At 72.3% G+C, this 23,796-nt stretch carries 24 protein-coding genes; 11 read left to right on the forward strand and 13 right to left on the reverse strand.

Features of this window, described 5'->3' with window-relative positions; translation table 11 throughout:
- Positions 1–1,716, reverse strand: coding sequence for a stealth family protein (locus tag CS0771_RS19015; RefSeq protein ID WP_212842228.1), 1,716 nt, complete (start codon positions 1,714–1,716; stop codon positions 1–3).
- 181 nt (positions 1,717–1,897) lie between these two features.
- On the opposite strand from CS0771_RS19015, the gene CS0771_RS19020 reads away from it, so the two are divergent.
- Entirely contained in the window at positions 1,898–2,713 is an 816-nt protein-coding gene (locus tag CS0771_RS19020; protein WP_212842229.1) for an inositol monophosphatase, read from the forward strand.
- On the opposite strand, the gene CS0771_RS19025 is transcribed toward CS0771_RS19020, so the two are convergent.
- Positions 2,710–3,876: a nucleoside 2-deoxyribosyltransferase domain-containing protein gene (locus CS0771_RS19025; protein WP_212842230.1), complete on the reverse strand. Its 1,167-nt coding sequence runs from the start codon at positions 3,874–3,876 to the stop codon at positions 2,710–2,712. The two genes, CS0771_RS19020 and CS0771_RS19025, sit on opposite strands and share 4 nt — an antisense overlap.
- A 154-nt stretch (positions 3,877–4,030) precedes the next feature.
- On the opposite strand from CS0771_RS19025, the gene CS0771_RS19030 reads away from it, so the two are divergent.
- Positions 4,031–4,663, forward strand: coding sequence for a uridine kinase (locus CS0771_RS19030; RefSeq protein WP_212842231.1), 633 nt, complete (start codon positions 4,031–4,033; stop codon positions 4,661–4,663).
- 61 nt (positions 4,664–4,724) lie between these two features.
- Positions 4,725–5,156 (forward strand): CBS domain-containing protein, encoded by a 432-nt coding sequence (locus CS0771_RS19035; protein ID WP_212842232.1) that lies wholly within the window; start codon positions 4,725–4,727, stop codon positions 5,154–5,156.
- Positions 5,157–5,235: 79 nt separating this feature from the next.
- Here the strand turns inward: CS0771_RS19035 and CS0771_RS19040 are convergent, their stop codons facing one another.
- The 4 genes from CS0771_RS19040 to CS0771_RS19055 form a co-directional block, all read right to left on the reverse strand.
- Complete coding sequence (locus tag CS0771_RS19040; protein ID WP_212842233.1) at positions 5,236–6,879, reverse strand: cation acetate symporter; 1,644 nt, start codon at positions 6,877–6,879, stop codon at positions 5,236–5,238.
- On the reverse strand, positions 6,876–7,232 hold the full coding sequence (locus tag CS0771_RS19045; RefSeq protein WP_212842234.1) for a DUF485 domain-containing protein: 357 nt from the start codon (positions 7,230–7,232) through the stop codon (positions 6,876–6,878). The genes CS0771_RS19040 and CS0771_RS19045 overlap by 4 nt, the downstream gene beginning before the upstream one ends.
- A gap of 203 nt (positions 7,233–7,435) precedes the next feature.
- Positions 7,436–8,197, reverse strand: a complete 762-nt coding sequence (locus CS0771_RS19050) for a LytTR family DNA-binding domain-containing protein (RefSeq protein ID WP_212842235.1) — start codon at positions 8,195–8,197, stop codon at positions 7,436–7,438.
- Positions 8,194–9,372 (reverse strand): sensor histidine kinase, encoded by a 1,179-nt coding sequence (locus tag CS0771_RS19055; protein ID WP_212842236.1) that lies wholly within the window; start codon positions 9,370–9,372, stop codon positions 8,194–8,196. The genes CS0771_RS19050 and CS0771_RS19055 overlap by 4 nt, the downstream gene beginning before the upstream one ends.
- Before the next feature lie 65 nt (positions 9,373–9,437).
- Between CS0771_RS19055 and CS0771_RS19060 the strand changes: the two genes are divergently transcribed.
- The 4 genes from CS0771_RS19060 to CS0771_RS19075 all read left to right on the forward strand — a co-directional run bounded on the left by CS0771_RS19060 (position 9,438) and on the right by CS0771_RS19075 (position 12,241).
- A complete protein-coding gene (locus tag CS0771_RS19060) occupies positions 9,438–10,964 on the forward strand; it encodes a cation acetate symporter (protein WP_212842237.1) in 1,527 nt (508 codons plus the stop codon).
- Between the two features lie 10 nt (positions 10,965–10,974).
- A complete protein-coding gene (locus CS0771_RS19065) occupies positions 10,975–11,355 on the forward strand; it encodes a hypothetical protein (protein WP_371821430.1) in 381 nt (126 codons plus the stop codon).
- Between the two features lie 195 nt (positions 11,356–11,550).
- Positions 11,551–11,934 (forward strand): type II toxin-antitoxin system RelE/ParE family toxin, encoded by a 384-nt coding sequence (locus CS0771_RS19070; RefSeq protein ID WP_212842239.1) that lies wholly within the window; start codon positions 11,551–11,553, stop codon positions 11,932–11,934.
- Positions 11,921–12,241 carry a helix-turn-helix transcriptional regulator gene (locus tag CS0771_RS19075; RefSeq protein ID WP_212842240.1) on the forward strand — a complete coding sequence of 107 codons (321 nt, stop codon included), beginning with the start codon at positions 11,921–11,923 and terminating at the stop codon, positions 12,239–12,241. The genes CS0771_RS19070 and CS0771_RS19075 overlap by 14 nt, the downstream gene beginning before the upstream one ends.
- A 601-nt stretch (positions 12,242–12,842) precedes the next feature.
- Here the strand turns inward: CS0771_RS19075 and CS0771_RS19080 are convergent.
- From CS0771_RS19080 to CS0771_RS19090, 3 genes are all read right to left on the reverse strand, one after another.
- Positions 12,843–13,097: a hypothetical protein gene (locus CS0771_RS19080; RefSeq protein ID WP_244870881.1), complete on the reverse strand. Its 255-nt coding sequence runs from the start codon at positions 13,095–13,097 to the stop codon at positions 12,843–12,845.
- A 137-nt stretch (positions 13,098–13,234) separates the two neighbouring features.
- Positions 13,235–13,726, reverse strand: a complete 492-nt coding sequence (locus CS0771_RS19085; protein WP_244870882.1) for a GNAT family N-acetyltransferase — start codon at positions 13,724–13,726, stop codon at positions 13,235–13,237.
- Positions 13,727–13,961: 235 nt separating this feature from the next.
- Entirely contained in the window at positions 13,962–14,738 is a 777-nt protein-coding gene (locus tag CS0771_RS19090; protein WP_244870883.1) for a pirin-like bicupin family protein, read from the reverse strand.
- A gap of 95 nt (positions 14,739–14,833) precedes the next feature.
- Here CS0771_RS19090 and CS0771_RS19095 point away from each other — a divergent pair, with 95 nt between their 5' ends.
- From CS0771_RS19095 to CS0771_RS19105, 3 genes are read left to right on the forward strand one after another with little or no spacing between them, the layout of a single operon-like run.
- Positions 14,834–15,289, forward strand: coding sequence for a MarR family winged helix-turn-helix transcriptional regulator (locus CS0771_RS19095; RefSeq protein WP_212842241.1), 456 nt, complete (start codon positions 14,834–14,836; stop codon positions 15,287–15,289).
- 19 nt (positions 15,290–15,308) lie between these two features.
- Complete coding sequence (locus tag CS0771_RS19100) at positions 15,309–16,121, forward strand: Fpg/Nei family DNA glycosylase (protein WP_212842242.1); 813 nt, start codon at positions 15,309–15,311, stop codon at positions 16,119–16,121.
- Positions 16,118–16,657 carry a DUF1697 domain-containing protein gene (locus CS0771_RS19105; RefSeq protein ID WP_212842243.1) on the forward strand — a complete coding sequence of 180 codons (540 nt, stop codon included), beginning with the start codon at positions 16,118–16,120 and terminating at the stop codon, positions 16,655–16,657. Before CS0771_RS19100 ends, CS0771_RS19105 begins: the two co-directional genes overlap by 4 nt.
- Positions 16,658–16,745: 88 nt before the next feature.
- On the opposite strand, the gene CS0771_RS19110 is transcribed toward CS0771_RS19105, so the two are convergent.
- The 4 genes from CS0771_RS19110 to CS0771_RS19125 all read right to left on the reverse strand — a co-directional run bounded on the left by CS0771_RS19110 (position 16,746) and on the right by CS0771_RS19125 (position 20,659).
- Positions 16,746–17,783 (reverse strand): family 2 encapsulin nanocompartment cargo protein polyprenyl transferase, encoded by a 1,038-nt coding sequence (locus CS0771_RS19110; protein ID WP_212842244.1) that lies wholly within the window; start codon positions 17,781–17,783, stop codon positions 16,746–16,748.
- Positions 17,784–17,877: 94 nt separating this feature from the next.
- Positions 17,878–19,272, reverse strand: a complete 1,395-nt coding sequence (locus CS0771_RS19115; protein WP_371821431.1) for a family 2B encapsulin nanocompartment shell protein — start codon at positions 19,270–19,272, stop codon at positions 17,878–17,880.
- A 225-nt stretch (positions 19,273–19,497) separates the two neighbouring features.
- Positions 19,498–19,896: a hypothetical protein gene (locus CS0771_RS19120; RefSeq protein WP_212842246.1), complete on the reverse strand. Its 399-nt coding sequence runs from the start codon at positions 19,894–19,896 to the stop codon at positions 19,498–19,500.
- Positions 19,874–20,659, reverse strand: a complete 786-nt coding sequence (locus tag CS0771_RS19125; protein WP_212842247.1) for an SDR family NAD(P)-dependent oxidoreductase — start codon at positions 20,657–20,659, stop codon at positions 19,874–19,876. Before CS0771_RS19125 ends, CS0771_RS19120 begins: the two co-directional genes overlap by 23 nt.
- A 277-nt stretch (positions 20,660–20,936) precedes the next feature.
- Here CS0771_RS19125 and CS0771_RS19130 point away from each other — a divergent pair, with 277 nt between their 5' ends.
- Complete coding sequence (locus tag CS0771_RS19130) at positions 20,937–23,672, forward strand: glycoside hydrolase family 3 N-terminal domain-containing protein (RefSeq protein ID WP_212842248.1); 2,736 nt, start codon at positions 20,937–20,939, stop codon at positions 23,670–23,672.
- Positions 23,673–23,796: the final 124 nt, after the last annotated feature.

A 23,796-nucleotide genomic window follows, 5' to 3' on the forward strand; every position in this document is an offset into this window, starting at 1 on the left:
TCACCTGTCCTGTCGTGGTAAGGCGGGCGGTGGCAGCTCCCACGGCGCGGCCACGGGGAAGTACGCGGTCAGGAAGCCGTGCAGCAGGCGATGCCGCGCGGCACGCTGCTCCGGTGTGCCCTCCTCGTCATTGACGCAGAACACGTCATGGTCACGCCTGGTGCGCATCCGGGTCAGCGCGGCCTTCGCATCCGGGGCGGCCAGGCTGACATAGGTGCTCCTGATCCGGTCGAGGACAGCCCGCCCGGTGGCCAGAGCGTAGTAGTGGTACGCCGAGGACACCAGCGACAGGTCGGACGGGTCGCGGAACCGGTTGCCCGCGGTGCGTTCCAGCTCGGCGGCGTACCGCTCGCCCATCTCGGCCAGCACGTCGCGGCGCAGCGGATGCGGCACGTGCTTCATCTTGTACGTCAGGTGCCGGCCGAAGTCGCGCGCGATCAGCTCCCGGTTGTTCTTGCCCGCGGCCGTCGACGCCAGGTCGTGCCCGGCCGCCGGCCCCGGGTCGACCTTGCCCTTGGACGGGAACGACTTCGACAGGCCGTTGGGCTGGAAGAACTTCAGCGGGCTGAGCGGCCGGCCGACGAACACGTCGTCGTTGAAGTAGACGAAGTGCTCGGCCAGCCCGTCGATGTGGTGCAGCCGGGTCTCGATCGCGTGTGAGTTGAACGTCGGCAGCCGCCCCGCCCCGCCGAACACCTCCTTGTGGCTGACCACGGTCACCCGCTCGTGGCAGCCGTCCAGCCAGGACGGCACCTGGTCGTCGGTGACCAGCCAGATCCGGCGCACCCACGGCGCGTAGAGGTGCAGCGAGCGCATCGAGTAGCGCAGCTCGTCGTGGTTGGCGAAGCGCGCGGCCCCGGCGGCCTGCGTCATCAGCGGCGCGCGCTGCTCGCCCAGGGCCGTGTCGCGCCGCGACCGCCAGGCCGGGTCGGCGTCGTCGACCCAGGTGTAGACCACGTCCACCGGAAAGGTGACGTCGTCCAGCAGGGTGCCCGCGAACTCGGCCCGGGTGGGCCGCTGCGGCTGCGGCCCGGCGTACGCCGACGCCAGCCGGGTGAACTTCGCCTCGTCCAGGGTCACCCGCGAGCCGTCGGCGGGCACGAAGTCGGCGCACCGGTTGGGCCGCGGCGCGTGCAGCGGGCCCTGCGGGGTGCGCGACCAGACCTCCAGGTCGCAGCCGTGCTCCGGGCCGAACAGCAGGTTGCCCGACGGGTCGCAGAAGTACTGGATCAGGCGGATCACGCGCTGCCCGGACAGCAGCCGCCAGGCGTGGTTCGAGGTCGCGGGCAGCGGCGTGCCGACCCCGCCGTCGGTCACCGGCGCCACGAACAGCGGCCGGCGCAGCGCCTCGCGCCGCAGGGCGGCCCAGGCCTCCCGGCGCGGCCCCGAGCTGATCGCCACGGCGGCGGCCCGGTCGTCGTAGCCGCGTACGCAGAAGTGGTCCACCCCGGCGTCGGCGAGCACCGCCAGCACCGTCTCCAGGCAGCGCCGCCGCGCCTCCAGCGGGGTGATCCCGGGCACCGGACGGGCCAGCACCGGCCCGTCGGCGGTCGGCGTCAGGTGCAGCCCGTCCAGGCCGTACCGCCTGGTCAGGTGCCATCGGATCGCGGACCGCGCCCACCGCTCACCTGCCCCGTCCCTACCTTTGACACGTGGCAGCAGCAGGTCCACCGACCTGCGGGACAGACCGGCCAGCAGAGCGGACCGCGGAGGCACCCGGAAGATCACGCCGTAATAACGATCCTGACCCCCGAAAGGCGACACTCCACCTCCTGCCAATCCCCTGAGAAGTTAGGAAGGGCACCTTCTACATCGGAAAACGATAAGAAGGTGCCCTTCCTTTTGCTGGGGTCACCCGGGGTGCGGCGTGGGGTGGGGCGGTGGCACGCTGGGCGACATGTTGAGCGCGCGTGAGGTGGCCGAGGTCGAGGCGGCGGTGCGCCGGGTCGCCGCGGAGCAGATCCTGCCCAGGTTCGGCCGGCTGGCGGCGGCCGACATCGCGTACAAGTCGTCGGAGACCGACCTGGTCACCGTCGCCGATCGCGCCGCCGAGGAGGAGCTGGCCCGGCACCTGACCGCGCTGGTGCCCGGCTCGGTCATGGTGGGTGAGGAAGGCGTGGCCGCCGACCCGGGGCTGCTGGCCGCGATCGGCGGCGACGCGCCCGCCTGGATCGTCGACCCGATCGACGGCACGCACAACTTCGTCAGCGGCAGCCCGCGCTTCACCACGCTGGTCGCGCTCGCGCACCGCGGACGGCTACTCGCCTCGTGGACGTTCGCGCCGGTCATGGACCTGATGGCGGTCGCCGTCGCGGGCGGCGGCGCGTACGTCGACGGGCAGCGCGTCCGCGTCCGGCCCGTCCCGCCGACCCTGCGCCACCTGGACGTCACGGTCTCGCCACCGATCTGGTGGCGGCCCGAGGAGCGCGCCGGCTACCACCGCCTGAGCGCGCACGGGGTCGCCCTGTCCTTCTTCGACACCTCCGGGCTGGAGTACATCCAGCTCGCCAGCGGCCGCCGCACCGCCATGGTGATCAGGTGGGAGCTGCCCTGGGACCACGCGGCCGGGCTGCTGCTGCACGCCGAGGCCGGCGGAGTCGCCATGACCGCCGACGGCGGCGAGGTGCGCATCGGCGGCGGCAACCGGCTGCCGTTCCTGGTCGCGCCGGACGCCGAGACCGCCCGGCTGGTGCTGTCCGCGCTCGCGGACTAGCCTGCGGCGAGCACCGCGGTGACCATGCCCAGCGTGCTCCAGTCCACGTCCGGGTCGGCCAGCAGGCTGCCGTACGTGCGCAGCTCCAGCGTGATCCGCTCGCCGTCGGCGGCCACCCCGTGCTCCTGCGGGCCGTCGGCCAGCGCGTCCGCCTCGGCCTCGGTCAGCTCCAGGCTGAACAGGTGCGCCCGGTGCGCCGACACGGTCGCGGCGGGCTGGCGCACCCCGTGCGCGCGCAGCCGGGCCGCCTCGACCCGCAGCCCGGTCTCCTCGGCCAGCTCCTCGACGGCCGTCTGGCGCGGGTCGGCGGCGCCGGGCTGCGAGCCGCCGGGCAGCTCGTGCACCCGCCCGTCGCCGGTCACCGCGCCGCTGCGGTACTCACGCACGAGCACCACCAGCGTGTCCGGGAGCGTCTCCGCGGGCAGGTAGGCGACCACGGCGCTCACGTCGGGGCGGCCGATCACCACCTCATTGTCCTTCACCCGGCCCTCGCCGCGGACCTCGACGGCCACGTGCGCGGCCCACCAGAACGGCCGCCCGTCCGGACCGGGCCAGGTCCACGCCACCCGGGCCGCGCGCAGCCGGTGCCCGGCCGCCTCCTGCGCGGCCAGCCAGGTGCGTACGCCCGCGTCCCGCCACAGCGGCAGCGGCAGCTCGCGGTGTCCGCCGTCGCGCCGTGCACCGCCCGCGAGCAGCGCCAGCGCGGCGGCGAGGGTGTCGGCCAGCGTGCCGGCGACCGGCGCGCCGCGCTCGGCCGCGTAGTGGGCGAGGTAGCGCATCCCCGGCGCGCCGTCGGGCGCGCCGAGCACCACCCGGCCGCTGGACTCCCAGCGGCCCCACTCCACGTTCGTGGTGAAGCCGGGCAGCGTGGCCAGGTCGCGGGGCACCCAGAAGGCCACCACGTCGGACAGGTGCAGGCAGGTGTCCTCCCAGTCGACCTGGGCGGTCCAGCCGTGCGGCATGCCGCCCTCGGGCCGCTCGGGCACGAACACCACCAGCCGCCCCGGGCCTGCCCACTGCCGGGCCAGCTCCGCGAGCGCGGCGGGCCGCCAGGAGGCCACCTCGGGGGAGCGCGGCGTCGGCCCGGCCAGGAACACCGCCGCGTCCCACCACTCCGGCGGCTGCTCACCCGCGTGGACCGTGATCACTTCCGCCGTCGCCATCCCCGGATCCTCCCACGCTCCACAGTGGCCGCCCGGACTCGCCGCCCCTCCGTGGCGTCATCCCCCGGTGGCGAGACCGCATGTCGTGACACGAGACCGCGCTCAACGCCGGGCCGGGCAGGGGCCCGGCGGTGCGGTGGCGGAGGATGGGCGGGTGCGAGTGCGACCTGTGACGCCGGAGGGGCTGGCCGAGGAGCTGACGGAGCTGATCGCGGCGGCGGCGCCGGCGGACGGGTGGTTCCGGGTGGCGGTCGACGGGCCGCCCGTGGCCGAGCCGGACCGGCTGGCCGAGGCGCTGGTCGGGCCGCTGCGCGCCCGCGGGCATGCCACGCTGCACGTGCGCACCGCCGACTTCCTGCGGCCCGCGTCGGTGCGGCTGGAGTTCGGGCGTACGAACCCGGACGCCTACTACGAGGGCTGGGTCGACGAGGCGGGGCTGCGCCGGGAGGTGCTCGATCCGGCGGGACCCGGCGGCACCGGCCGGGTGCTGCCGAGCCTGTGGGACGCACGGCGCGACCGGGCCACCCGGGCGGCCTACCTGAACCTGCCGCCGGGCGGGGTGGTGCTGGTCAGTGGCGACCTGCTGCTCGGGTCGGGGCTGCCGTTCGAGCTCGCCGTGCACCTGGTGCTGTCCCCGGCCGCGCTGGCCCGGCGGACACCCCCGGACCTGGCCTGGACACTGCCCGTGTACGAGCGCTACGCGGCGGAGGTGGCCCCGGAGACCTTCGCGGACCTGGTCGTGACGGTCAACGACCCGCGCCACCCGGCGATCATGTCTGTCGATTGACCTGCGCCGCCGCCCGGTCCGGGGGAAGGATGTCCCCAGGGACTGGCTAAGGGGGTATGTCATGACCACCGCTAAGCAGATGATGCACCTGGGGGCGCAGTGCGTGCCCGAGGGCGAGACGCTGGCGCGCGCGGCGCAGCTGATGCGCGACATGGGGGTCGGCTCGCTGCCCATCTGCGGCAACGACGACAAGCTGCGCGGCATCATCACCGACCGGGACATCGTGGTGAAGTGCATCGCGTCCGGCGGGGATCCGAACACGATGACGTGTAAGGAGATGGCGCAGGGTACGCCGATCTGGGTGGACTCGAGGGCCGACGAGGACGAGGTCATCCGGCTCATGGAGCAGCACAAGATCCGCCGGGTGCCGGTGATCGAGGATCACCAGATCATCGGCATGATCAGCGAGGCCGACCTGGCCCAGCACCTGTCGCACGACAAGCTGGCGCACTTCGTCTCCACGATCACCGCGGCACCGCCGACGCGCGCGTAGCGCCCGGCCGTCGCACGAACGAGGCTCCCGTCGCGCTGTTCGTACAGCGCGACGGGAGCCTCATGAACAGCGGGGCGGGTCAGTGCGCCCCGTGGCCGGTGAGGGCGCGGACCTCCAGCTCGGCGTACTTGGTCACGTCGGCGGGCTCGCGGGACAGCACCGTGCCCAGCCAGCCGCACAAGAAGCCGACCGGGATCGAGATGATGCCCGGGTTCGACAGCGGGAACCACTGCCAGTCGGAGTCCGGGAACATCGCGGTCGGGCTGCCGGACACCACCGGGGAGAAGAACACCAGCACCACGGCGGTGATCAGGCCGCCGTAGATGGCGGCGGTCGCCCCGGTCGTGGTGAACCGCTTCCAGAACAGCGAGTAGAGGATCGCGGGCAGGTTGCCCGAGGCCGCCACCGCGAAGGCCAGCGCGACGAGGAACGCCACGTTCAGGCTCTGCGCGAAGATGGCCAGCACGATCGCGACCGCGCCGATGGCGAACGCCGAGATCCGCGCCACGCGCACCTCGCCGCCCTCGCTGACCTGGCCCTTGCGGATGACGCTGGCATAGATGTCGTGCGCCAGCGAGCTGGACGAGGCCAGGGTGAGCCCGGCGACCACGGCGAGGATGGTGGCGAAGGCCACCGCCGCGATGATCGCCAGCATGGCCGCGCCGCCGGTGGTGCCGCCGAAGAACTTCTCGCCGAGCGCCTGGGCCAGCTGCGGGGCGGCGGTGTTGCCGCCCTTGTCCTGCGCGGTGATCGCCTCGCCGCCGACCATCGCCGCCGCGCCGAAGCCCAGCGCCAGCGTCATCAGGTAGAAGGTGCCGATGATGCCGATCGCCCAGAGCACGCTCTTGCGAGCGGCCTTGGCGTTGGGCACGGTGTAGAAGCGGATCAGGATGTGCGGCAGGCCCGCCGTGCCCAGCACCAGCGCGATGCCCAGCGACAACAGGTCCATCTTGTTGTAGAAGGTCTGCGCCGCGTCGCCCGCGACCTCCTTGCCGTAGCGCAGGCCCGGTTCCAGGAACGCGGCGCCCTTGCCGGACTTGGCCGCGGCCTCGCCGAGCAGGCCGGACAGGTCGAACTTGAACGCGGCGAGCACCAGCACGGTCATCAGCGCCGCGCCCACCATGAGCAGGAACGCCTTGACGATCTGGACGTAGGTGGTGCCCTTCATGCCGCCCACCGTGACGTACACGATCATCAGGATGCCGATGAAGATGATCGTGGCGATCTTCGCGGTGCCGGCGTCCATGCCCAGGAAGAGCGCGCCTGGCTTGATGCCCAGCAGCAGCGCCACCAGCGCGCCCGCGCCGACCATCTGCGCCAGCAGGTAGAAGATCGACACCACGATGGTGGAGATCGAGGCGGCCACCCGGACCGGCGTCTGCCGCATCCGGAACGCCAGCACGTCGGCCATCGTGTACTTGCCCGAGTTCCGTAGCAGCTCCGCCACCAGCAGGAGCGCGACGAGCCAGGCGACCAGGAAGCCGATCGAGTACAGGAAGCCGTCGTAGCCGGACAGCGCGATGATGCCGGCGATGCCCAGGAAGCTCGCCGCCGACATGTAGTCGCCGCCGATGGCCATGCCGTTGGAGAACCCGGAGAACGACCGGCCGCCGGCGTAGAAGTCGGTCGCGGTCTTCGTCTGCCGGCTCGCCCAGATCGTGATCGCGAGCGTGAACAGCACGAACACCACGAACAAGACGATGGTCAGGGTACGGGCGCTCATCGGCTGACCTCCTCAACGGGCTGCGCGGCGTCGGCCTCGCCGTCGGTGAGCCGGGCGTGGATCTCCTCGGCCACCGGGTCGAGCTTGCGGTCGGCGTAGCGGGCGTACAGCCAGGCGATCAGGAACGTGGTCACGAACTGCAGCAGGCCGAAGACCAGCGCCACGTTGATGTTCCCGAACAGGACCGTGCCCATGAAGTCGCGGGCGTACGCCGACAGGATCACGTACAGCGCGTACCAGCTGAAGAACGCGATGGTCATCGGGAACACGAAACGGCGCAGCGCGCGCCGCAGCCCGGCGAACTCGGGGCTCGCCTGGATGCGCTCGTACTGGTCCGGTGCATCGTCGCTCATGTGAATCACCAGCCTCGGTAGGGGGAGGGAGGGTGCGGTTCAGCGCAGGCTAGGACCGTGATGTTCACCACGGAACGGGCCTGGAGCGTCCTGCGCGACGTACGCGCCGAGCGGTCGCCCCCGCGCGCCCAGCGGCGGATCGACGTACGACGAACGGCGCCCGCGGGCCGCCGGGCGGCACGCGGGCGCGGCGGGTCCGTGGATCAGTGCCAGTGCTGCTTGGCGGGGCGGATCAGCCGGTCCTTGAGTGCGCGGGTGTGCCGCCGGGCCACTGGCAGCTGCCGCCCCTCGACGGTCACCACGTAGCCCGAGCCGGTCAGCCGCAGCTCGGTGACCAGGTCCAGGCGCACCAGGTAGGAGCGGTGGATGCGCAGGAAACCCGCGTCGGTCCAGCGCTCCTCCAGCTGGGTCAGCGACACCCGGACCAGGTGCGAGCCCTCGGTGGTGTGCAGCCGCGCGTAGTCGCCCTGCGCCTCCACCCAGCACACCGACGAGCGCGGCAGCAGCCGCACCACGCCGCCCAGCTCCACCGGGATCATCGGGTCGCCGGTGGGCGCGGCCTCCGGGGCGGCCGCGGCGCGCTCGCCGACCGCGGCCCGCTCCGACAGCACCCGGCGCAGCGACTCGGCGATCCGCTCGGCGCGCACCGGCTTGCGTACGTAGTCGACGACGCCCAGGTCGAACGCGTCCGCGGCCCGGTCGTCGTACGCCGTGACGAACACGATCGCGGGGGAGCGGGCGAAGCGCTGCAGCACCCGCGCCAGGTCCATGCCGTCCAGCCCCGGCATCCGGATGTCCAGGAACGCCACGTCGACCTCGGACTCGTGCAGCACCCGCAGCGCCTCCGCGGCGTCGGCGGCGCTGTGCACGTACTCCACCCGCGGATCGTTGCGCAGCAGGTAGAGCAGCTCGTCCAGGGCCGGCGGCTCGTCGTCCACCGCCAGCACCCGCAATCTCCCCGTCATGCGCGCACCGCCCGGAACTTGGGGATGCGCAGGCTGACCCGCGTCCCCGCCTGCGGAGCGGTCTCCACCACCAGGCCGTACGCGTCGCCGAACACCGCCCGCAGCCGGTCGTCGACGTTGCCCAGGCCCACGTGCTGCCCGCCGTCGCCGTCGGCCGACCCGTCGCCGTCCAGCAGCACCGCCGGATCCATGCCCACCCCGTCGTCCTCCACGATGATCTCGCAGTCCGCGCCCGCGTCCGCGGCGATGATCCGGATCGTGCCCACCCCCGGCTTCGGGTGCAGCCCGTGCCGCACCGCGTTCTCCACCAGCGGCTGCAGGCACAGGAACGGCACCTCCACCGGCAGCACCTCCGGCGCCACCCGCAGCCGCACCTGCAGCCGCTCGCCGAACCGGGCCCGCTCGATGGTCAGGTAGCGGTCGATCGAGCGCAGCTCCTCGGCCAGCGTGGTGAACTCCCCGTGCGCCCGGAACGAGTAGCGGGTGAACTCGGCGAACTCCAGGATCAGCTCCCGGGCCCGCTCCGGGTCGGTGCGCACGAACGACGCGATCGCGGTCAGCGCGTTGTAGACGAAGTGCGGGCTGATCTGCGCCCGCAGCGCGCGCACCTCCGCGCGCGCCGAGCGGGCCCGCTCCTCCTGCAGCTCGGCCAGTTCCAGCTGCAGCCCCACCCAGTGCGCCGTCTCCAGCACCACCCGCACCAGGCCGGGCGAGGGGCGCGACCCGGTCACCGCGACCAGCGCCGCCCCGGCCCCGCCGTCGGGCTTGGACACCGGCGCGGCCACCGCGCCGCGCACGGGGCAGTCCAGGCGTACACAGGTCAGGTCCTCGGGCCGCAGCAGCACCGGCCGCCCGCCGGCCAGCGCCCGCTGCGCCGCGGCCAGCAGCGCCTGCTGGTGGTGCCCGCCCGCGCCGTCGTGGGCCAGGAAACCGTCGCGATCGGCGAGCGCCAGGCCCGCCGACCCGACCAGGGTGCGCAGGTGCTTCACCGCCGGGGCGGCGGTGTCGTCGCGCAGCCCCTGCCGCAGCGGCTCGCTGGCCAGCGTCGCCAGGTGCAGCACCCGGTACGTCGCGCGCTCCTCCGGCGTGATCACCCGGCGCCGGCCGCGCATCATCACCACGGCGGCCGCCGCGATCACGGCCACCACGGCGGCGGCGCCCAGCGCTGGGTACATGGCCCCGATCGTGCCACGCCCGACCCTCCCGCTCCACCCCCGTGCTCCGGTACGATCCAGCGGCCGTGGATGCCTATGCCCTGCTCGCGATCGCGACCGTCACCGTGGCGACGGTCGCCATCGGCGCGTGGGGGGTGCGCCTGGTGCGCGGCACCTCCGATCTGCTCGTCGCCTCGCGCATGGTCAGCCCCACCCAGAACGCCGCCGCCATCGGCGGCGAATACCTGTCGGCGGCGAGCTTCCTGGGCGTGGCCGGGCTGATCCTCGCGTACGGCGGCCAGATGCTCTGGTATCCGGTCGGCTTCGCCGCGGGCTACCTGGCGCTGCTGCTGTTCGTGGCCGCCCCGCTGCGCCGTTCGGGCGCGTTCACCCTGCCCGACTTCTGCGAGGCCCGGCTCGCCTCACCGCGGCTGCGCCGCCTGGCCACCGCGTTCGTGCTGTTCATCGGCTGGTTCTACCTGCTGCCGCAGCTCCAGGGCGCGGGCCTGACCTTCGGCATCGTCACCGGCGCGCCCCGCTGGGTCGGCGTGGTGCTGGTCGGCGCGGTCGTCACCGGCAACGTCGCGTTCGGCGGCATGCGCTCGGCGACGTACGTGCAGGCGTTCCAGTACTGGCTGAAGCTCACCGCGATCGCGGTGCCCGCGTTCTTCCTGCTGGCCCGCTGGCGTGACGACGGCGCACCGGCCATCCCCGTCGACGAGCCGTGGCTCGCCCCGACCGGCGGCCTGGTCGCCACGTACTCCCTGATCCTGGCCACGTTCCTGGGCACCATGGGGCTGCCGCACGTGCTCGCCCGGTTCTACACCAACCCAGACGGCGGCTCGGCCCGGCGCACCACCACCATCGTGCTCGGCCTCGTCGGCCTGTTCTACCTCTTCCCGACCGTGTACGGGGTGCTCGGCCGCGTCTACACCCCCGAGCTGGCCACCGGGCGCAACGACACCGTGGTGCTGCTGCTGCCCGGCGCGGCCCTCGGGCCCGGCCTGACCGCCGATCTGCTCGGCGCGCTCGTCGCGGCCGGGGCCTTCGCCGCCTTCCTGTCCACCTCGAACGGCCTGCTCACCAGCGTCGCCGGGGTGCTCGCCAACGACGTGCTGGCCCGGGGACGGCTGGCCGGGTGGGGGCCGCTGCCGCTGTTCCGGGCCGCCGCGCTGTTCGCGGGGGCCGTGCCGACGGTGCTCGCGCTGGCCGTGCACGGGCTGAACGTGTCGCAGGTGGTCGGGCTGGCGTTCGCAGTGGCCGCGTCGAGCTTCTGCCCGATGCTGGTGCTCGGCATCTGGTGGCGGGGACTGACCGCGATGGGGGCGGCGGCCGGGATCCTCGCGGGCGGCGGGAGCGCCGTCGTCGCCGTACTGTGGACGATCTTCCTGCCGCCCGCGCCCGGACTGGCGGCCGACCTGCTGGCCCAGCCCGCGGCCTGGACCGTGCCTCTGTCCTTCGTGGTCATGGTGACCGTGTCGGTGGCCACCCGGCGTCGGGTGCCCGCCGCCGTCGGCACCATGCTGCTGCGGCTGCACGCGCCCGAGGCGGTACACGGCACCGAAACGCGGCGGGCGGAAACCCCGCGACGTCCCGAAACAACCCGGGCGTAGCGTGACCGGGGTGAACGATCGCGTGCGGGTGGACCTGGCCGCACACCGCCGGGCCAGGCCGCGCACCGGCGCGCACGACGAGCTGGTCGAGCAGACGCCCGTCGGGGACGTGCTGGTGCGCGAGCTGATTCGGGTCCAGCTCGGGCTGGCGCTGCGGCTGGCCGGGGTGGTCGCGGTGGCCCTGGGCGGGCTGCCGCTGCTGTTCACCCTCTGGCCCGCCGGCACCCGGGTCGACGTCGGCGGCATCCCGCTGCCCTGGCTGCTGCTGGGCATCCTGTCGTTCCCGTTCCTGTTCGGCGCGGGCCTCGTCTATACCCGCCTCGCCGAACGCAACGAGGCCGACTTCGCCGCCCTCGTCGGCCGCCCCACCGACCCCCTCCGCAAACCCTGACCGCGCCCGCCTCGCGCGCCCGCCTCGCGGGTCGCGCCGCGCGGCGCGACCCGCGCTGGCCCGCCCATGATCGCGATCTCGTGTCAGAAGGTGGGGCTGGGCCGCACTTTGTGACACGAGGCAGCGATCAAGCAGGCCGGATGGTGCGGCCGCGCTCCTCGGGTTTAGAATTTTCTTAACCCTGGGGAGGGTGACATGCTGTGGGAAATACTGATGACCTCACAGGTCGAAGACTTTCTGGACGATCTGTACGCGGCTGACCGTGACAGCCATCGGCTGGTGAACCAGGCGATCCTGGTGCTGGAGCGCAACGGACCGGCGGAGGGCCGGCCGCTGGTGGACACCGTGGCGGCGAGTCACATCGCCAACATGAAGGAGCTGCGTCCACCCTCCGGTGGGCGTTCCGAGATCCGGATCCTCTTCGTCTTCGACCCGTGGCGTTCGGCGATCCTGTTGATCGCGGGCGACAAGTCCGGCGAGTGGGCGAGCTGGTATCGCTGCGCGATACCCGAGGCCGAGTCGCGGTATGCGACGTACGTGAAAGAGCGCGAACGGGAGATCCGAGATGGCCGAGATTAAACGCTGGCGCGACACCGGAAATCTGGAGCGCGCGGTGGAGACCGCCGGGGGCGGGGATGCGTTCGATGCGGCGATGGGCGCGATGCTCGACGAGGTGCGCGGCTGGCGCCTCGCGGAGATGCGCAAACGCCGGGGCCTGACCCAGGAGCAGGTCGCCGAGCGGATGGGCGTCTCGGTGGCGCGTATCTCGCAGATCGAGAAGGGGGACGTCGCCACCCGGGACGTGCTCAGTCGCTACATCGACGCGATGGGCGGTACTCTGCGCCTCATCGCCGACTTCGGCGACGAGCAGCTGAAGGTCGCGTAGCCGATCGGTCCCGGTCGGAGGGCCGGTCACGACCCTCCGACCGGGACCCGCAACCTCCGCTGCGCCGACGCCCGCGTCACGGTCATCGCCGACGACACCCACCTGCACGTCGAGACCGACGCCCCGATCACCCTCTCCCTCCCCGACCGCACCGTCCCCCTCACCACCGGCCCCCACACCCTCGCTTGGTAAGGAAGGGCACCTTCTTATCGTTTTCCGTAGAGGAAGGGCACCTTCTTAACTTCTCGCCGTCGCGGTGCACCGGGCGTCGCTTCGGGACACGGGGGAGGGCGTCCCGCTCAGCCTCCGGCGCTGCGCGGGACGCCGCTGCGCGCCGTGCCTACTGCCCCGCTGAACAGCACTCCTGCCGTGTCGCTGCGCACCGTGTCTGCCGTCAGGGTCGGCAACGCCTGCCATTCGGCGGGGGCTCAAGAGTCGCTGCAGGGGCATTTGAGCGATCGCTCAAGTGGTGTGGTTCCGCGGCGGCCGGCGAAGCCGGGACGGTCAGTGCGACGGGCTGGACGGCAGGGCGTCCAAGCGGCCGGTGACGTGTTGTTCGAGCTGGTCCATGGTGCGGTGGAACTCGGTGGCGAGGTCGAAGTCATAGCGGCGGGCCAGCACCAGGACCGACCACAGGCAGTCGGGCCAGCTCGTGCGCCAGCGCCTCCCGCCCGCCGGGCATGTCACGGCGGCCCTCCGCGGCCATCACCTGCTTCGCGAGGTCGCCGACATCCCCGACGAAGCCGGTCATCAGGTCGGCGCGGTCCCACACCCGGCCACGGGTACGCAGATTCAGCTCGTCGTAGAGCTCGCAGATCCGCATCGCACGGTCCTGCAGGTCGGTCAGCTCAGCCATGGGCGTCTCCCCGTCACGTCGCGCCGTCGCATCCGCCGCGGCACGCTACCAGCGCCGCGGCGGCGGGCACCGCAAGATCCGTCTTTGTGGACGCTCAGCGCGTCGCCAGGGCGACGGTAGGCGTCCACGAAAACAGATCAGGTGAGGCGCTTGCCGAACCAGTGGTCGGCGTAGGGATCGTCGTTGAACGCCGGGATCTCCGTGAAGCCGTGCCGGGCGTACAGGGCCCGTGCCTCGACCAGGTCGCTGCGGGTGTCCAGGCGCAGCCGGGTCAGCCCGTGCGCGCGAGCGGCGGTTTCCAGTGTGGTCAGCAGCGCCGAGGCGATGCCGCGACGGCGCGCGGCCGGGGCCGTCCATACCCGCGTGACCAGGCCGATGCCGTCGCCGGTGAACCGCAGGCCCGCGCAGCCGAGAACCGTGTCACCGTCCCTGGCCAGCCAGAACAGGCCGTGTGGCGGTTCGAGGAAGGCGTCGTCCGGGGCGGCGTCGGCGAGTGCGCGCTCGACCTCCGCCGCGGCAGCGGCGCGCCCGTAGTAGCGGCCCACGATGTCGGTGAGGTAGTCCCGGATCGCGGCGCGGGCGGCGTCGTCGTCTGGCGGGGTGAGGGCGATGGAGACGGTCGTTGGCACCCGGCCATCCTGCCCGGTCGCCCGCCACGCGACCAGCGCATTTCCATCGCCCCCGGCTTCGGTTCCCCGCCGGGCGCCGGCCCTTCGTCAAGATCGACCGACTTGCCTGGCACCTGCGCGAATCTCCGGACCGCGAAGGCCCGTGTGCCTGGCAAGTCGGATGATCAACGGGGTCCGGTGGTGGGCCGGGCCCCCGGCCGCGAAAGGGCGCGGGCCGGGGGTCCGGCGGCTCGGGTCAGCCGACGATGGTGGCGTGCATCTCCCAGACCAGGACCTCGGCGGCGGTGACGGCGGTGATGCGCTGCCCGCCGCTGGCGGTGAGGCGGACCGCGTCGCCCTCGCTCAGGCCGCCGGCCTGCTCCAGGGTCACCTCGCCACGGGCGACGAAGAAGTGGAGGTACGGCGCCTGCGGCAGCTCGACGCTGTCCCCGGGCTGCAGCCGCGCGACATGCAGCGCCGCGTGCCGGTTCTTGATCCGGATCGCGGAGGCGCCGTCGTGCTGCTTCATGCCGGACGCGACCGTCACCAGGCCGCCGCGCAGCAGCTCGTCGTCGATCTCCAGCTGCTCGTAACCGGGCGTGATGCCGTCGGTGTCGGGCACCACCCACATCTGCACGAAGTGCACCGGGTCGCTGTGGCGGTCGCCCTCCAGCCGCCAGGAGTCGTTCTTCTCCGAGTGCAGGATGCCGGTGCCGGCGCTCATTCGCTGGGCGAGGCCGGGGTAGATCACGCCGGAGTGGCCGGTCGAGTCCTGGTGGACCAGCGAACCGCGCAGCACCCAGGTGACGATCTCCATGTCCTGGTGCGGGTGCGTCTCGAAACCGAAGCCCGGGGTGACGATGTCGTCGTTGTTGACCAGCAGCAGCCCGTGGTGGGTGTTGCGCGGGTCCCAGTGGCGGCCGAACGAGAACGAGTGCTTGGAGTCGAGCCAGCCGATGCGGGTCTTGGCCCGCTCGTCGGCGAACCGGACGTCGATGAGCTCGCGGCGGGGCTTGGCGGTGGAGGTCTTCACGGCCGTGCCTTCTTTCGATCGGGTCGTTGCTTCGTCAACGAGTGCACTCTACACGACATTGTTGCGCCGTCAACTATTCCCGCTAGACTGAGGACATGGGTGAGACGCGCTGGCTCGACGACCGCGAGCAGGAGACGTGGCGGGCGTACCTGGAAGGCACCCGGTTGCTGATCCAGGCGCTGGACCGGCAGCTGGAAACGGACTCCGGGGTCAGTTTCACCGATTACGAGCTGCTGGTCCACCTGAGCGAGGCGCCCGGCCGACGGCTGCGCATGCGTGACCTCGCCGATGCCAGCTTCACCTCCCGCAGCGGCGTGACCCGCGCGGTGACCCGGCTGGAGGACGCGGGTTGGGTGCGCCGCGTGGAATGTGACGACGATCGCCGCGGGATGCACGCCGAACTCACCGAGGCCGGTGCCGCCAAGCTCGCCGAGGCGGCCCCGGGCCACGTCAGCGCGGTGCGCGCCTACATGTTCGACCATCTGGGCGAGGAGGAGCAGGCCGCCATCCGCGACGGGTACGCCCGGATGCGCGCGCACCTGCGCCCCTGAGCCGGATTACTGTGTACCGATGCCCGAGGGACACACCGTACGCCGGCTCGCCGACCGGCACCGCGAGCTGTTCGCGGGGGAACCCGTCGCCGTCGCCAGCCCGCAGGGCCGGTTCGCCGAGGGCGCCGCGCGGCTGAACGGCGCGACGCTGCTGGACACCGAGGCGTACGGCAAGCACCTGCTGCACCACTACGGCGACGTCAGCCTGCACGTGCACCTGGGCCTCTACGGCAAGTTCGCCGACGGCGACCTGCCCGTGCCGCCGGTGGTCGGCGAGGTGCGGCTGCGCATGGCCAACACCCGGCACTGGCTCGACCTGCGCGGCCCGACCGCGTGCGAGGTGCTCGACCCGCCCGAGGTGGACGCGCTGCGCGCCCGGCTCGGCGCCGACCCGCTGCGTGCCGACGCCAAGCCCGACCAGGCGTACGAGCGCATCCGCCGCAGCGGCACCGCGCTGGCCGCGCTGCTGCTCGACCAGTCGATCGTGGCGGGCACGGGGCTGATCTTCGTACTGGAGGCGCTCTACCGGGCCGGGCTCGCGCCGACCGCACCCGGCCGCACGCTGACCCCTGAGCAGTGGCGCGAGCTGTGGGCCGACCTGGTCGACCTGATGGGCAAGGCGGTGCTCAGCGGCCGGATCGACACGGTGCGCCCCGAGCACGAGCCCGAGGCGATGGGCCGCCCGCCCCGGGTGGACCGGCACGGCGGCGAGGTGTACGTCTACCGGCGTCCCGGCCTGCCGTGCCTGGTCTGCGGCACTCCGGTGAGCCGCGGCGAGCTGGCCGGGCGCAACTCGTACTGGTGCGCGATCTGCCAGCCGGTGGCGTCATGACGCGCTACGCGGGCCTGCTGCGCGGGATCAACGTGGGCGGCAACAAGAAGATCGCCATGGCCGACCTGCGCAAGCTGGTGGAGGGCCTGGGTCACACCGACGTGAAGACCCTGCTGCAGAGCGGCAACGTGGTCTTCACCAGCGACTCCGCCGACCAGGCGGCGCTTGCCGCGCAGCTGGAGCAGGCGATCGAGGCCGAACTCGGCATGTCCGTCGGCTGCCTGGTGCGCGACGGCGCCGACCTGGCCCGGATCACGGCGCACAACCCGCTCGGCGCGGTGGCGACCAACCCGTCGCGGCAGTTCGTGGTGTTCCTGTCCGGCACGGTCGACCCGGCGAAGCTCGCCGAGGTCGAGGCGGTGGCCAAGGCGGGGGAGGTGCTCGCGGCGGGGGAGCGCGAGGTGCACATGTGGCTGCCCGACGGCTCCGCCGATACCAAACTGACCCACCTGCTCTTCCAGGAGCGCCTCGGCGTCCAGGTCGCCACCGCCCGCAACTGGAACACGGTCACCAAACTCGCGGCGCTCCTCGCCTGACCCGCTTTTTGATCGACGTCGGCCTGTCTGGACGAAGAATTCGAGATCGAACTCATCCGGACAGGCCAACGTCAATGGCAGAACGGGGTCAGTGGTGGCGGTGCGTCGCCAGGCGGGCGAGGGCGTGGAGCTGGGCGGCGGGGACGAGGGACAGGTCGGCGGCGTGCAGGCGGCGTAGCGCCTGGGTGAGCAGGGCGTCGGCGCGGGCACGGGCCCAGGCGCGGGCGCCCGCGGCGTCCACCAGGTCGGCCGCGTGGGCCAGCTCGGCGGGGCTGAGCGGGCCCTGCCTGCGGTAGAGGGCGGCCAGTTCGATCCCGGCGGGGGTGCCGGAGGTGAGCGCGGCGATCACCGGCAGCGACTTCTTGCGGCCGGCCAGGTCGGAGTGGACCGGTTTGCCGGTGATCGCCGGGTCCCCCCAGATGCCGAGCAGGTCGTCGACGAACTGGAAGGCCAGGCCGGTCCGGCGGCCGAACTCGGTCAGCGCCGCGATCTGCGCGGCGTTGCCGCCGCCCAGCAGCGCCCCGAGCCCGCACGCCCCGCCGAGCAGGGCGGCGGTCTTCGCCTCGGCCATGGACAGGCATTCGGTGAGGCGTACGTCGTCGCGCTCCTCGAATTCGAGGTCGGCGCTCTGGCCGTCGATCAGCTCCTGCACGGCCTCGTTGAGGCGGCGGCCGGCCTCGGGCACGGCCGGGTGGCCGCAGGCGGCGAGCACGTCGAAGCCGAGCGAGAGCAGCGCGTCCCCGGCGAGGATGGCGGGGGCCTGCCCGAACACGGTCCACGCGGTGGGCCGGTGCCGCCGGGTTACGTCGCCGTCCATGATGTCGTCGTGCAGCAGCGAGAAGTTGTGCACCAGCTCCACGGCGACCGCGCCGGGCACGGCCGCGGCGGCCTCCCCGCCCACCGCCTCGGCGGACACCAGCACCAGCGCGGGCCGGATCGCCTTGCCGCCGTCGCGGGTGGCGGGCGTGCCGTCGGCGTCCCACCAGCCGAAGTGGTAGCCCGCGATACGCCGCATCGCCGGTCTCAGCGTGCCGATCGCGGCGCACATCGCCGGGTCGACCAGCGTGCGGCTCCAGGCCAGCACGTCACGGGCGGACTGGCCGCGTGCCATCTCCACGGTGCTCATCGTCGTACCACCTCTTCCGAGAAAGCCTCTGCATTGAAGCGGGGCACCCTGTCCAACGTGTTGACGCGTCGGCAGGGTGCCCCTGGGGGCATGATCAGTGGCCGAGTTCCACGTTCTCCAGCACCCCGAGCGCGTCGGGGACCAGCACAGCGGCCGAGTAGTAGGCGCTGACCAGGTACGACATGACGGCCTTGTCGTTGATGCCCATGAAGCGCACGGACAGGCTCGGCTGGTACTCGTCGGGCAGGCCGGTCTGGTGCAGGCCGATCACGCCCTGCTCCGCCATGCCGAGCCGCATCACGATGATCGAGGTGGTGCGGTTCGCGGTGACCGGGATCTTGTTGCAGGGCAGCAGCGGCACGCCCCGCCAGGCGGGCACCGTGTGCCCGTTGATCTCGGCGCCCTGCGGGTAGATGCCGCGCCGGGTGCACTCGCGGCCGAAGGCGGCGATGGCCTGCGGGTGCGCCAGGAACACGTGCGAGCTGCGCCGCCGGCAGAGCAGCTCGTCCAGGTCGTCGGGCGTGGGCGGCCCGGTGCGGGTGTGGATGCGCTGCTTGAGGTCGGCGTTGTGCAGCAGGCCGAACTCCCGGTTGTTGATCAGCTCGTGCTCCTGGCGTTCCTTGAGCGCCTCGATGGTCAGCCGCAGCTGCTCCTCGATCTGGTTCATCGGCTCGTTGTAGAGGTCGGCCACGCGCGTGTGCACCTGGAGCACGGTCTGCGCGACGCTGAGCTCGTACTCCCGGGGGGTGAGCTCGTAGTCCACGAACGTGCCGGGCAGCTGGGCCTCGCCGACGTGGCCCGCGGAGATCTCGATCGCCGCCTCGCCGTGCTTGTTCTGCGCGGGCACCGGGTTGGCCTGCAGCCGGCGTACGTGCTCGCGCAGCGCGTCGGACTGCTGCACCACCTCGTCGAAGGCGGCCCGGTTCAGCGACAGCACGATGCAGCTGGTGACCGCCTTGACGGTGACGTCCCAGGTGGTGCCGAGCCGGGTGAGCGCCTGGTCGCCGAAGTACTCGCCGTCGGCCAGCACGCCCAGCACGATCTTGTCGCCGTACTTGCCGGTGCCCAGCCGGTTGACCTTGCCGTGGGCGATCAGGTGCACCTGGTCGGCGGGGCGTCCCGCCTCGACGATCACGTCGCCGGGGGCGTACTCGGCCTGGGTGAACCGGTCCGCCAGGGTGCCCAGCACCTGCAGGTCCTCGAAGCCGCGCAGCAGCGGCAGCTCGCACAGCTCCGGCGGCACCACCTTCACCTGGGCGCCGATCGAGGTGAAGCTGACCCGGCCGTCGCCGACGGCGTAGCTCAGCCGCCGGTTGACCCGGAACGTGCCGCCCTTGACCTGCACCCACGGCAGCATGCGCAGCAGCCACCGGGACGAGATCTCCTGCATCTGGGGCGCCGACTTCGTCGTCGTCGCCAGGTTGCGAGCCGCGGCGACCGCGAGACTCGACTGTGCCTGTCCAACCTCGACTTCCGCGGAGGAATCCACAGACACCACCATCACCCACCTCTGGTAGTACGAACCGGCGGGAGTTCTCCCGCCGGTATGTCCGGTTCGCACTAATTCTTAGCTGCCAGGTGGTATGAACGAAAGGTCTGGAACTGGTGATGGCGCTCTGTTAGGGTGCGTCTCGCCCCGGACCTGACCAAGGCTCCGTCCATGCCGGGTGAGCGGCGCGAACGGAGCCTTGATCGTGCCCGGCGGCCGGCCGGGTCAGCCGGTGCGCAACCAGTCCCGCACCGACTGCATGGAGTCGAAGTACGCCGTGGGGAACGTCGCCGGTCCCTCGGGTGAGGGTTCGGCCTCGGCCGCCTCGGCGGGGCGCATCAGAACCGCCAGCTTCGCCACGCCCGCCCGGTCGAAGCAGGGCGTGACGTTGCTGTCGTACCACCCGTCGAAGTCGGCGTCCGGGCGGTGGTGCAGGTCGCGCGCGTCGACCACGACGTACTTCGTCGGCACCTGCTCGGCGGTCTGCGCGAAGCGGGCCATCAGCGCCTTGAAGTCGGCCTCGCTGATGTGGTCGGTCGCCGGGGACCAGGTCAGCTCCAGCAGGCCGACTCCGCCGTCGTGGCTGATGGTGCCGTATTCGTCATGGTAGATCGAGTTCGACATGGCGCTCCCTTCCGTGCTCGCGGTGCGCCGCGACGCTCTCGCTGAGCCCCTGCTCGCCGCCGCTGACCTCGACGATCTGCCCGGTCACGGCGCTGGAGGCGTCCGCGCACAGCCACGCCACGGTGGCGGCGACCTCGTCCACCGTCACCGGCCGGCCCAGCGCGTTCGCGTGGTACATCGGTCCCGTGGACAGGCGGGTGGCCCGCACGTGGTTGACCCGGATGCCGTTCGGGCCGTACTCGCTGGCCATGCTGCGGGCCAGGGCCTCCAGCGCGCCCGCGACCGCGCCCAGCGCGCCGGTGTGCGGGCGGCCGCTGCTGCCGTTGGTGGAGGCGATCGTGACGATCGAGCCGCGCCCCGCCGGGACCATCACGCGGGCCGCCTCGCGCGAGGTCAGGAACTGTGCGCCGACCACCTCGCCCAGCACGTCGGTGAACACCGCCGGGTCCAGCTCGCGGTAGGGCACGCCCACGCCCGCGCTGTTGGCGGGCACCTCGAAGCCGTTGAAGGACGCGTCGAGCGGGCCCTTGGAGACGACCGCGTTGACGTATTCGCGTACGTGATAAGGGTCGGTCGGATCGACCGTGGCCGAATGCGCCTCGCCGCCGTCGGCCCGGATCTTCTCGGCGAGCGCCTCCACCGCCTCGGTGTCCAGCCCGCTGACCCAGACCTCGGCGCCCTGCCGTGCCAGGTGGCGGGCGACCGTCTCGCCGAGCTTCTCGTCGGCCGCGAAGACCGTCGCGCGTTTGCCGGAGAGCATCATCCTCGTCCCCTCCCGCGGGGCCAGCGGGCGCGCTGCCGCACGCCTCCCTCACCGGAATCGTGCCACGGCACCAGCGCCTGTCATGGCTTCTTTTCAAGTATGTGAATGTCCCGTAAGCTGCTCTCGGGAGCGCTCCCATTGGCGACACCGGGCACCGCCGAGCGCACCGTCACCCGCCGTCGCGGCCGCCGATCAGGGCCGTGGCCGGGCGACCCACCGCGGCGGGCCCGGTCCTCCGGCGTCCCGCCTGTCTCCCCGTACCGGAACAGGAATGGACATGAAGCTCCTGCGCCTGGGCGTGCTCACCGGCACGCTGCTCGCGACCCTCGCCGTGGCGCCGCCCGCCGGCGCCGCCGCGCTGCCGTACCAGGACCCGGCCCTGCCCGTGGCCACCCGCGTCGCCGACCTGATGTCGCGCCTGACGCTGGACGAGAAGCTCGGCCAGATGACCCAGGCCGAACGCGCCTCCGTCAGCAACTCCGACATCACGCAGTACCGGCTCGGTTCGGTGCTGTCCGGCGGCGGCTCCGCGCCCGGCTCGAACAACGCCACCGGGTGGGCGGACATGACCGACGGTTTCCAGAACGCCGCGCTGGCCACCCCGCTGGGCATCCCGCTGCTGTACGGCGCCGACGCCGTGCACGGCCACAACAACGTGGTCGGCGCGACGATCTTCCCGCACAACATCGGCCTGGGCGCGACCCGCGACCCCGATCTGGTCCAGCAGATCGGCCGCGCGGTCGCCGAGGAGGTCACCGCGACCGGCGTCGACTGGGACTTCGCGCCCTGCCTGTGCGTGGCCCGCAACGACCGCTGGGGGCGCACCTACGAGTCCTTCGGCGAGAAGCCCGAGCTGGTCAGCTCGATGGCGACCATCGTCACGGGCCTGCAGGGCAGCTCGCTCGGCGGCACCGCGTCGGTGCTGGCCACGGCCAAGCACTACCTCGGCGACGGCGGCACCACCAGCGGCACCGACCAGGGCAACACCCAGCTGTCCGAGGCCGAGCTGCGCGCGATCCACCTGCCGCCGTTCCAGGCCGCGATCCAGCGCGGCGTCGGCTCGGTGATGATCTCCTACAGCAGCTGGAACGGCAGCAAGCTGCACGGCAACCAGTACCTGATCACCACCGTGCTCAAGGGCGAGCTGGGCTTCTCCGGCATCGTCGTCTCCGACTGGAACGGCATCGACCAGATCGACGGCGCCACCGGCATGAGCGCCACGGACGTACGCAGCGCGGTCAACGCGGGCATCGACATGGTCATGGTGCCCACCGCCTGGAAGTCGTTCATCGACCTGCTGCGCGCGGAGGTCAACGCGGGCCGCGTCAGCACCTCGCGCGTCGACGACGCGGTGCGCCGCATCCTGACCAAGAAGTTCGAGCTGGGCCTGTTCGAGCGGCCGCTCGCCGACCGCTCGTTCCTGTCCACGTTCGGCGGCTCGGCGCACCGCGCCCTGGCCCGCCAGGCCGTCGCCAAGTCGCAGGTCGTGCTCAAGAACGCGGGCAACGTGCTGCCGATCGCGCCCTCCGGCGGCAAGATCTTCGTGGCCGGGCGGCACGCCGACAACATCGGCCTGCAGAGCGGCGGCTGGACCGTCTCCTGGCAGGGCTCGTCCGGCAACACCACCCCCGGCACCACGATCCTGCAGGGCATCCGCAACACCGTCGGCTCCGGCGCCACCGTCACGTACAACGCGAGCGGCAGCGGCATCGACAGCTCGTACCGGGTCGCCATCGCGGTCGTCGGCGAGCAGCCGTACGCCGAGGGCCAGGGCGACCGCCCCAGCGGCATGGGCCTGGACAGCACCGACCTGAACACGCTCACCACACTGCGCAACTCCGGTGTGCCGGTCGTGGTCGTACTCGTCTCCGGCCGCCCGCTGGACATCGCGTCGCAGCTCGGCACCTGGAACGGCCTCGTCGCCGCCTGGCTGCCGGGCACCGAGGGCCAGGGCGTGGCCGACGTGCTGTTCGGTGCCGTGCAGCCGACCGGCAAGCTGCCGATGACCTGGATGAGCAGCGCGAGCCAGCAGCCCATCAACGACGGCGACGGCAAGACGCCGCTGTTCGCGTACGGCTACGGCCTGTCCTACGGCGCTCCGGCCGACACCACGCCACCCGCCACCCCGGGCACGCCGACCGCCTCGAACGTGACCGCCTCCTCGGCCACCCTGTCCTGGACGGCCTCCACCGACAACGTCGGCGTCACCGGATACGAGGTGGTCCGCGTCGCCGGCACGGGGGAGACCGTGCTCGCCTCGCCCAGCGCCAACACGGCGACGCTCACCGGCCTGTCCGCCTCGACCGCGTACACCTTCGCGGTGTACGCCAAGGACGCCGCCGGCAACCGGTCCACCCGCTCGGGCACCGTCAACGTGGCCACGTCCCCCGGCGCCGACGGGTATCCGCCGACGATTCCGGCGAACCTGACCGCGTCGAACGTCACGAGCAGCGCCGCGACGCTGACCTGGACCGCATCGACCGACGACACCGGCGTCACCGGGTACGACGTGCTCCGCGCCGTGGGCCCCAGCGGCGGCACGTTCACCCAGATCGGCACGGCGACCGGGACCACCTACACGGCCACCGGCCTGCAGCCGTCGGGCACGTACCGCTTCTACGTCCGGGCCCGCGACGCGGCCGGCAACGTCTCCGCGGGCTCCAACACCGTCGTGGTGACCACCGGCAGCAGCGGCGGCACGTGCCGGGTCGGCTGGGTGCCGAACACCTGGGGCAACGGCTTCACCGCCAACGTCACCATCTACAACCTCGGCACGACGACGATCAACGGCTGGACGCTGACCTGGACCTTCAGCGGCAACCAGCAGGTCACCAGCGCCTGGAACGCCACCGTCACCCAGTCCGGCGCGGCGGTCACCGCCCGCGACGTCGGCTGGAACGGCACCATCGCCCCGAACGGCAACGCCCAGTTCGGCTTCCAGGGCACCTACTCCGGCACCAACGGCACCCCCACCCTCTTCACCCTCAACAACACCCCCTGTGTCGTCTCCTGACAGGAAAGGAAGGGCACCTTCTTAACGCTTTCCGTAGAAGAAGGTGCCCTTCTTAACCTCGCCCGGTGGTGGCCGGGTGGGTTGATCGGTGTCTCGTGTCAGAAAGTGCGGTCTGGCCTTGCTT

The organism is Catellatospora sp. IY07-71, assembly GCF_018326265.1.
Lineage (GTDB): Bacteria > Actinomycetota > Actinomycetes > Mycobacteriales > Micromonosporaceae > Catellatospora.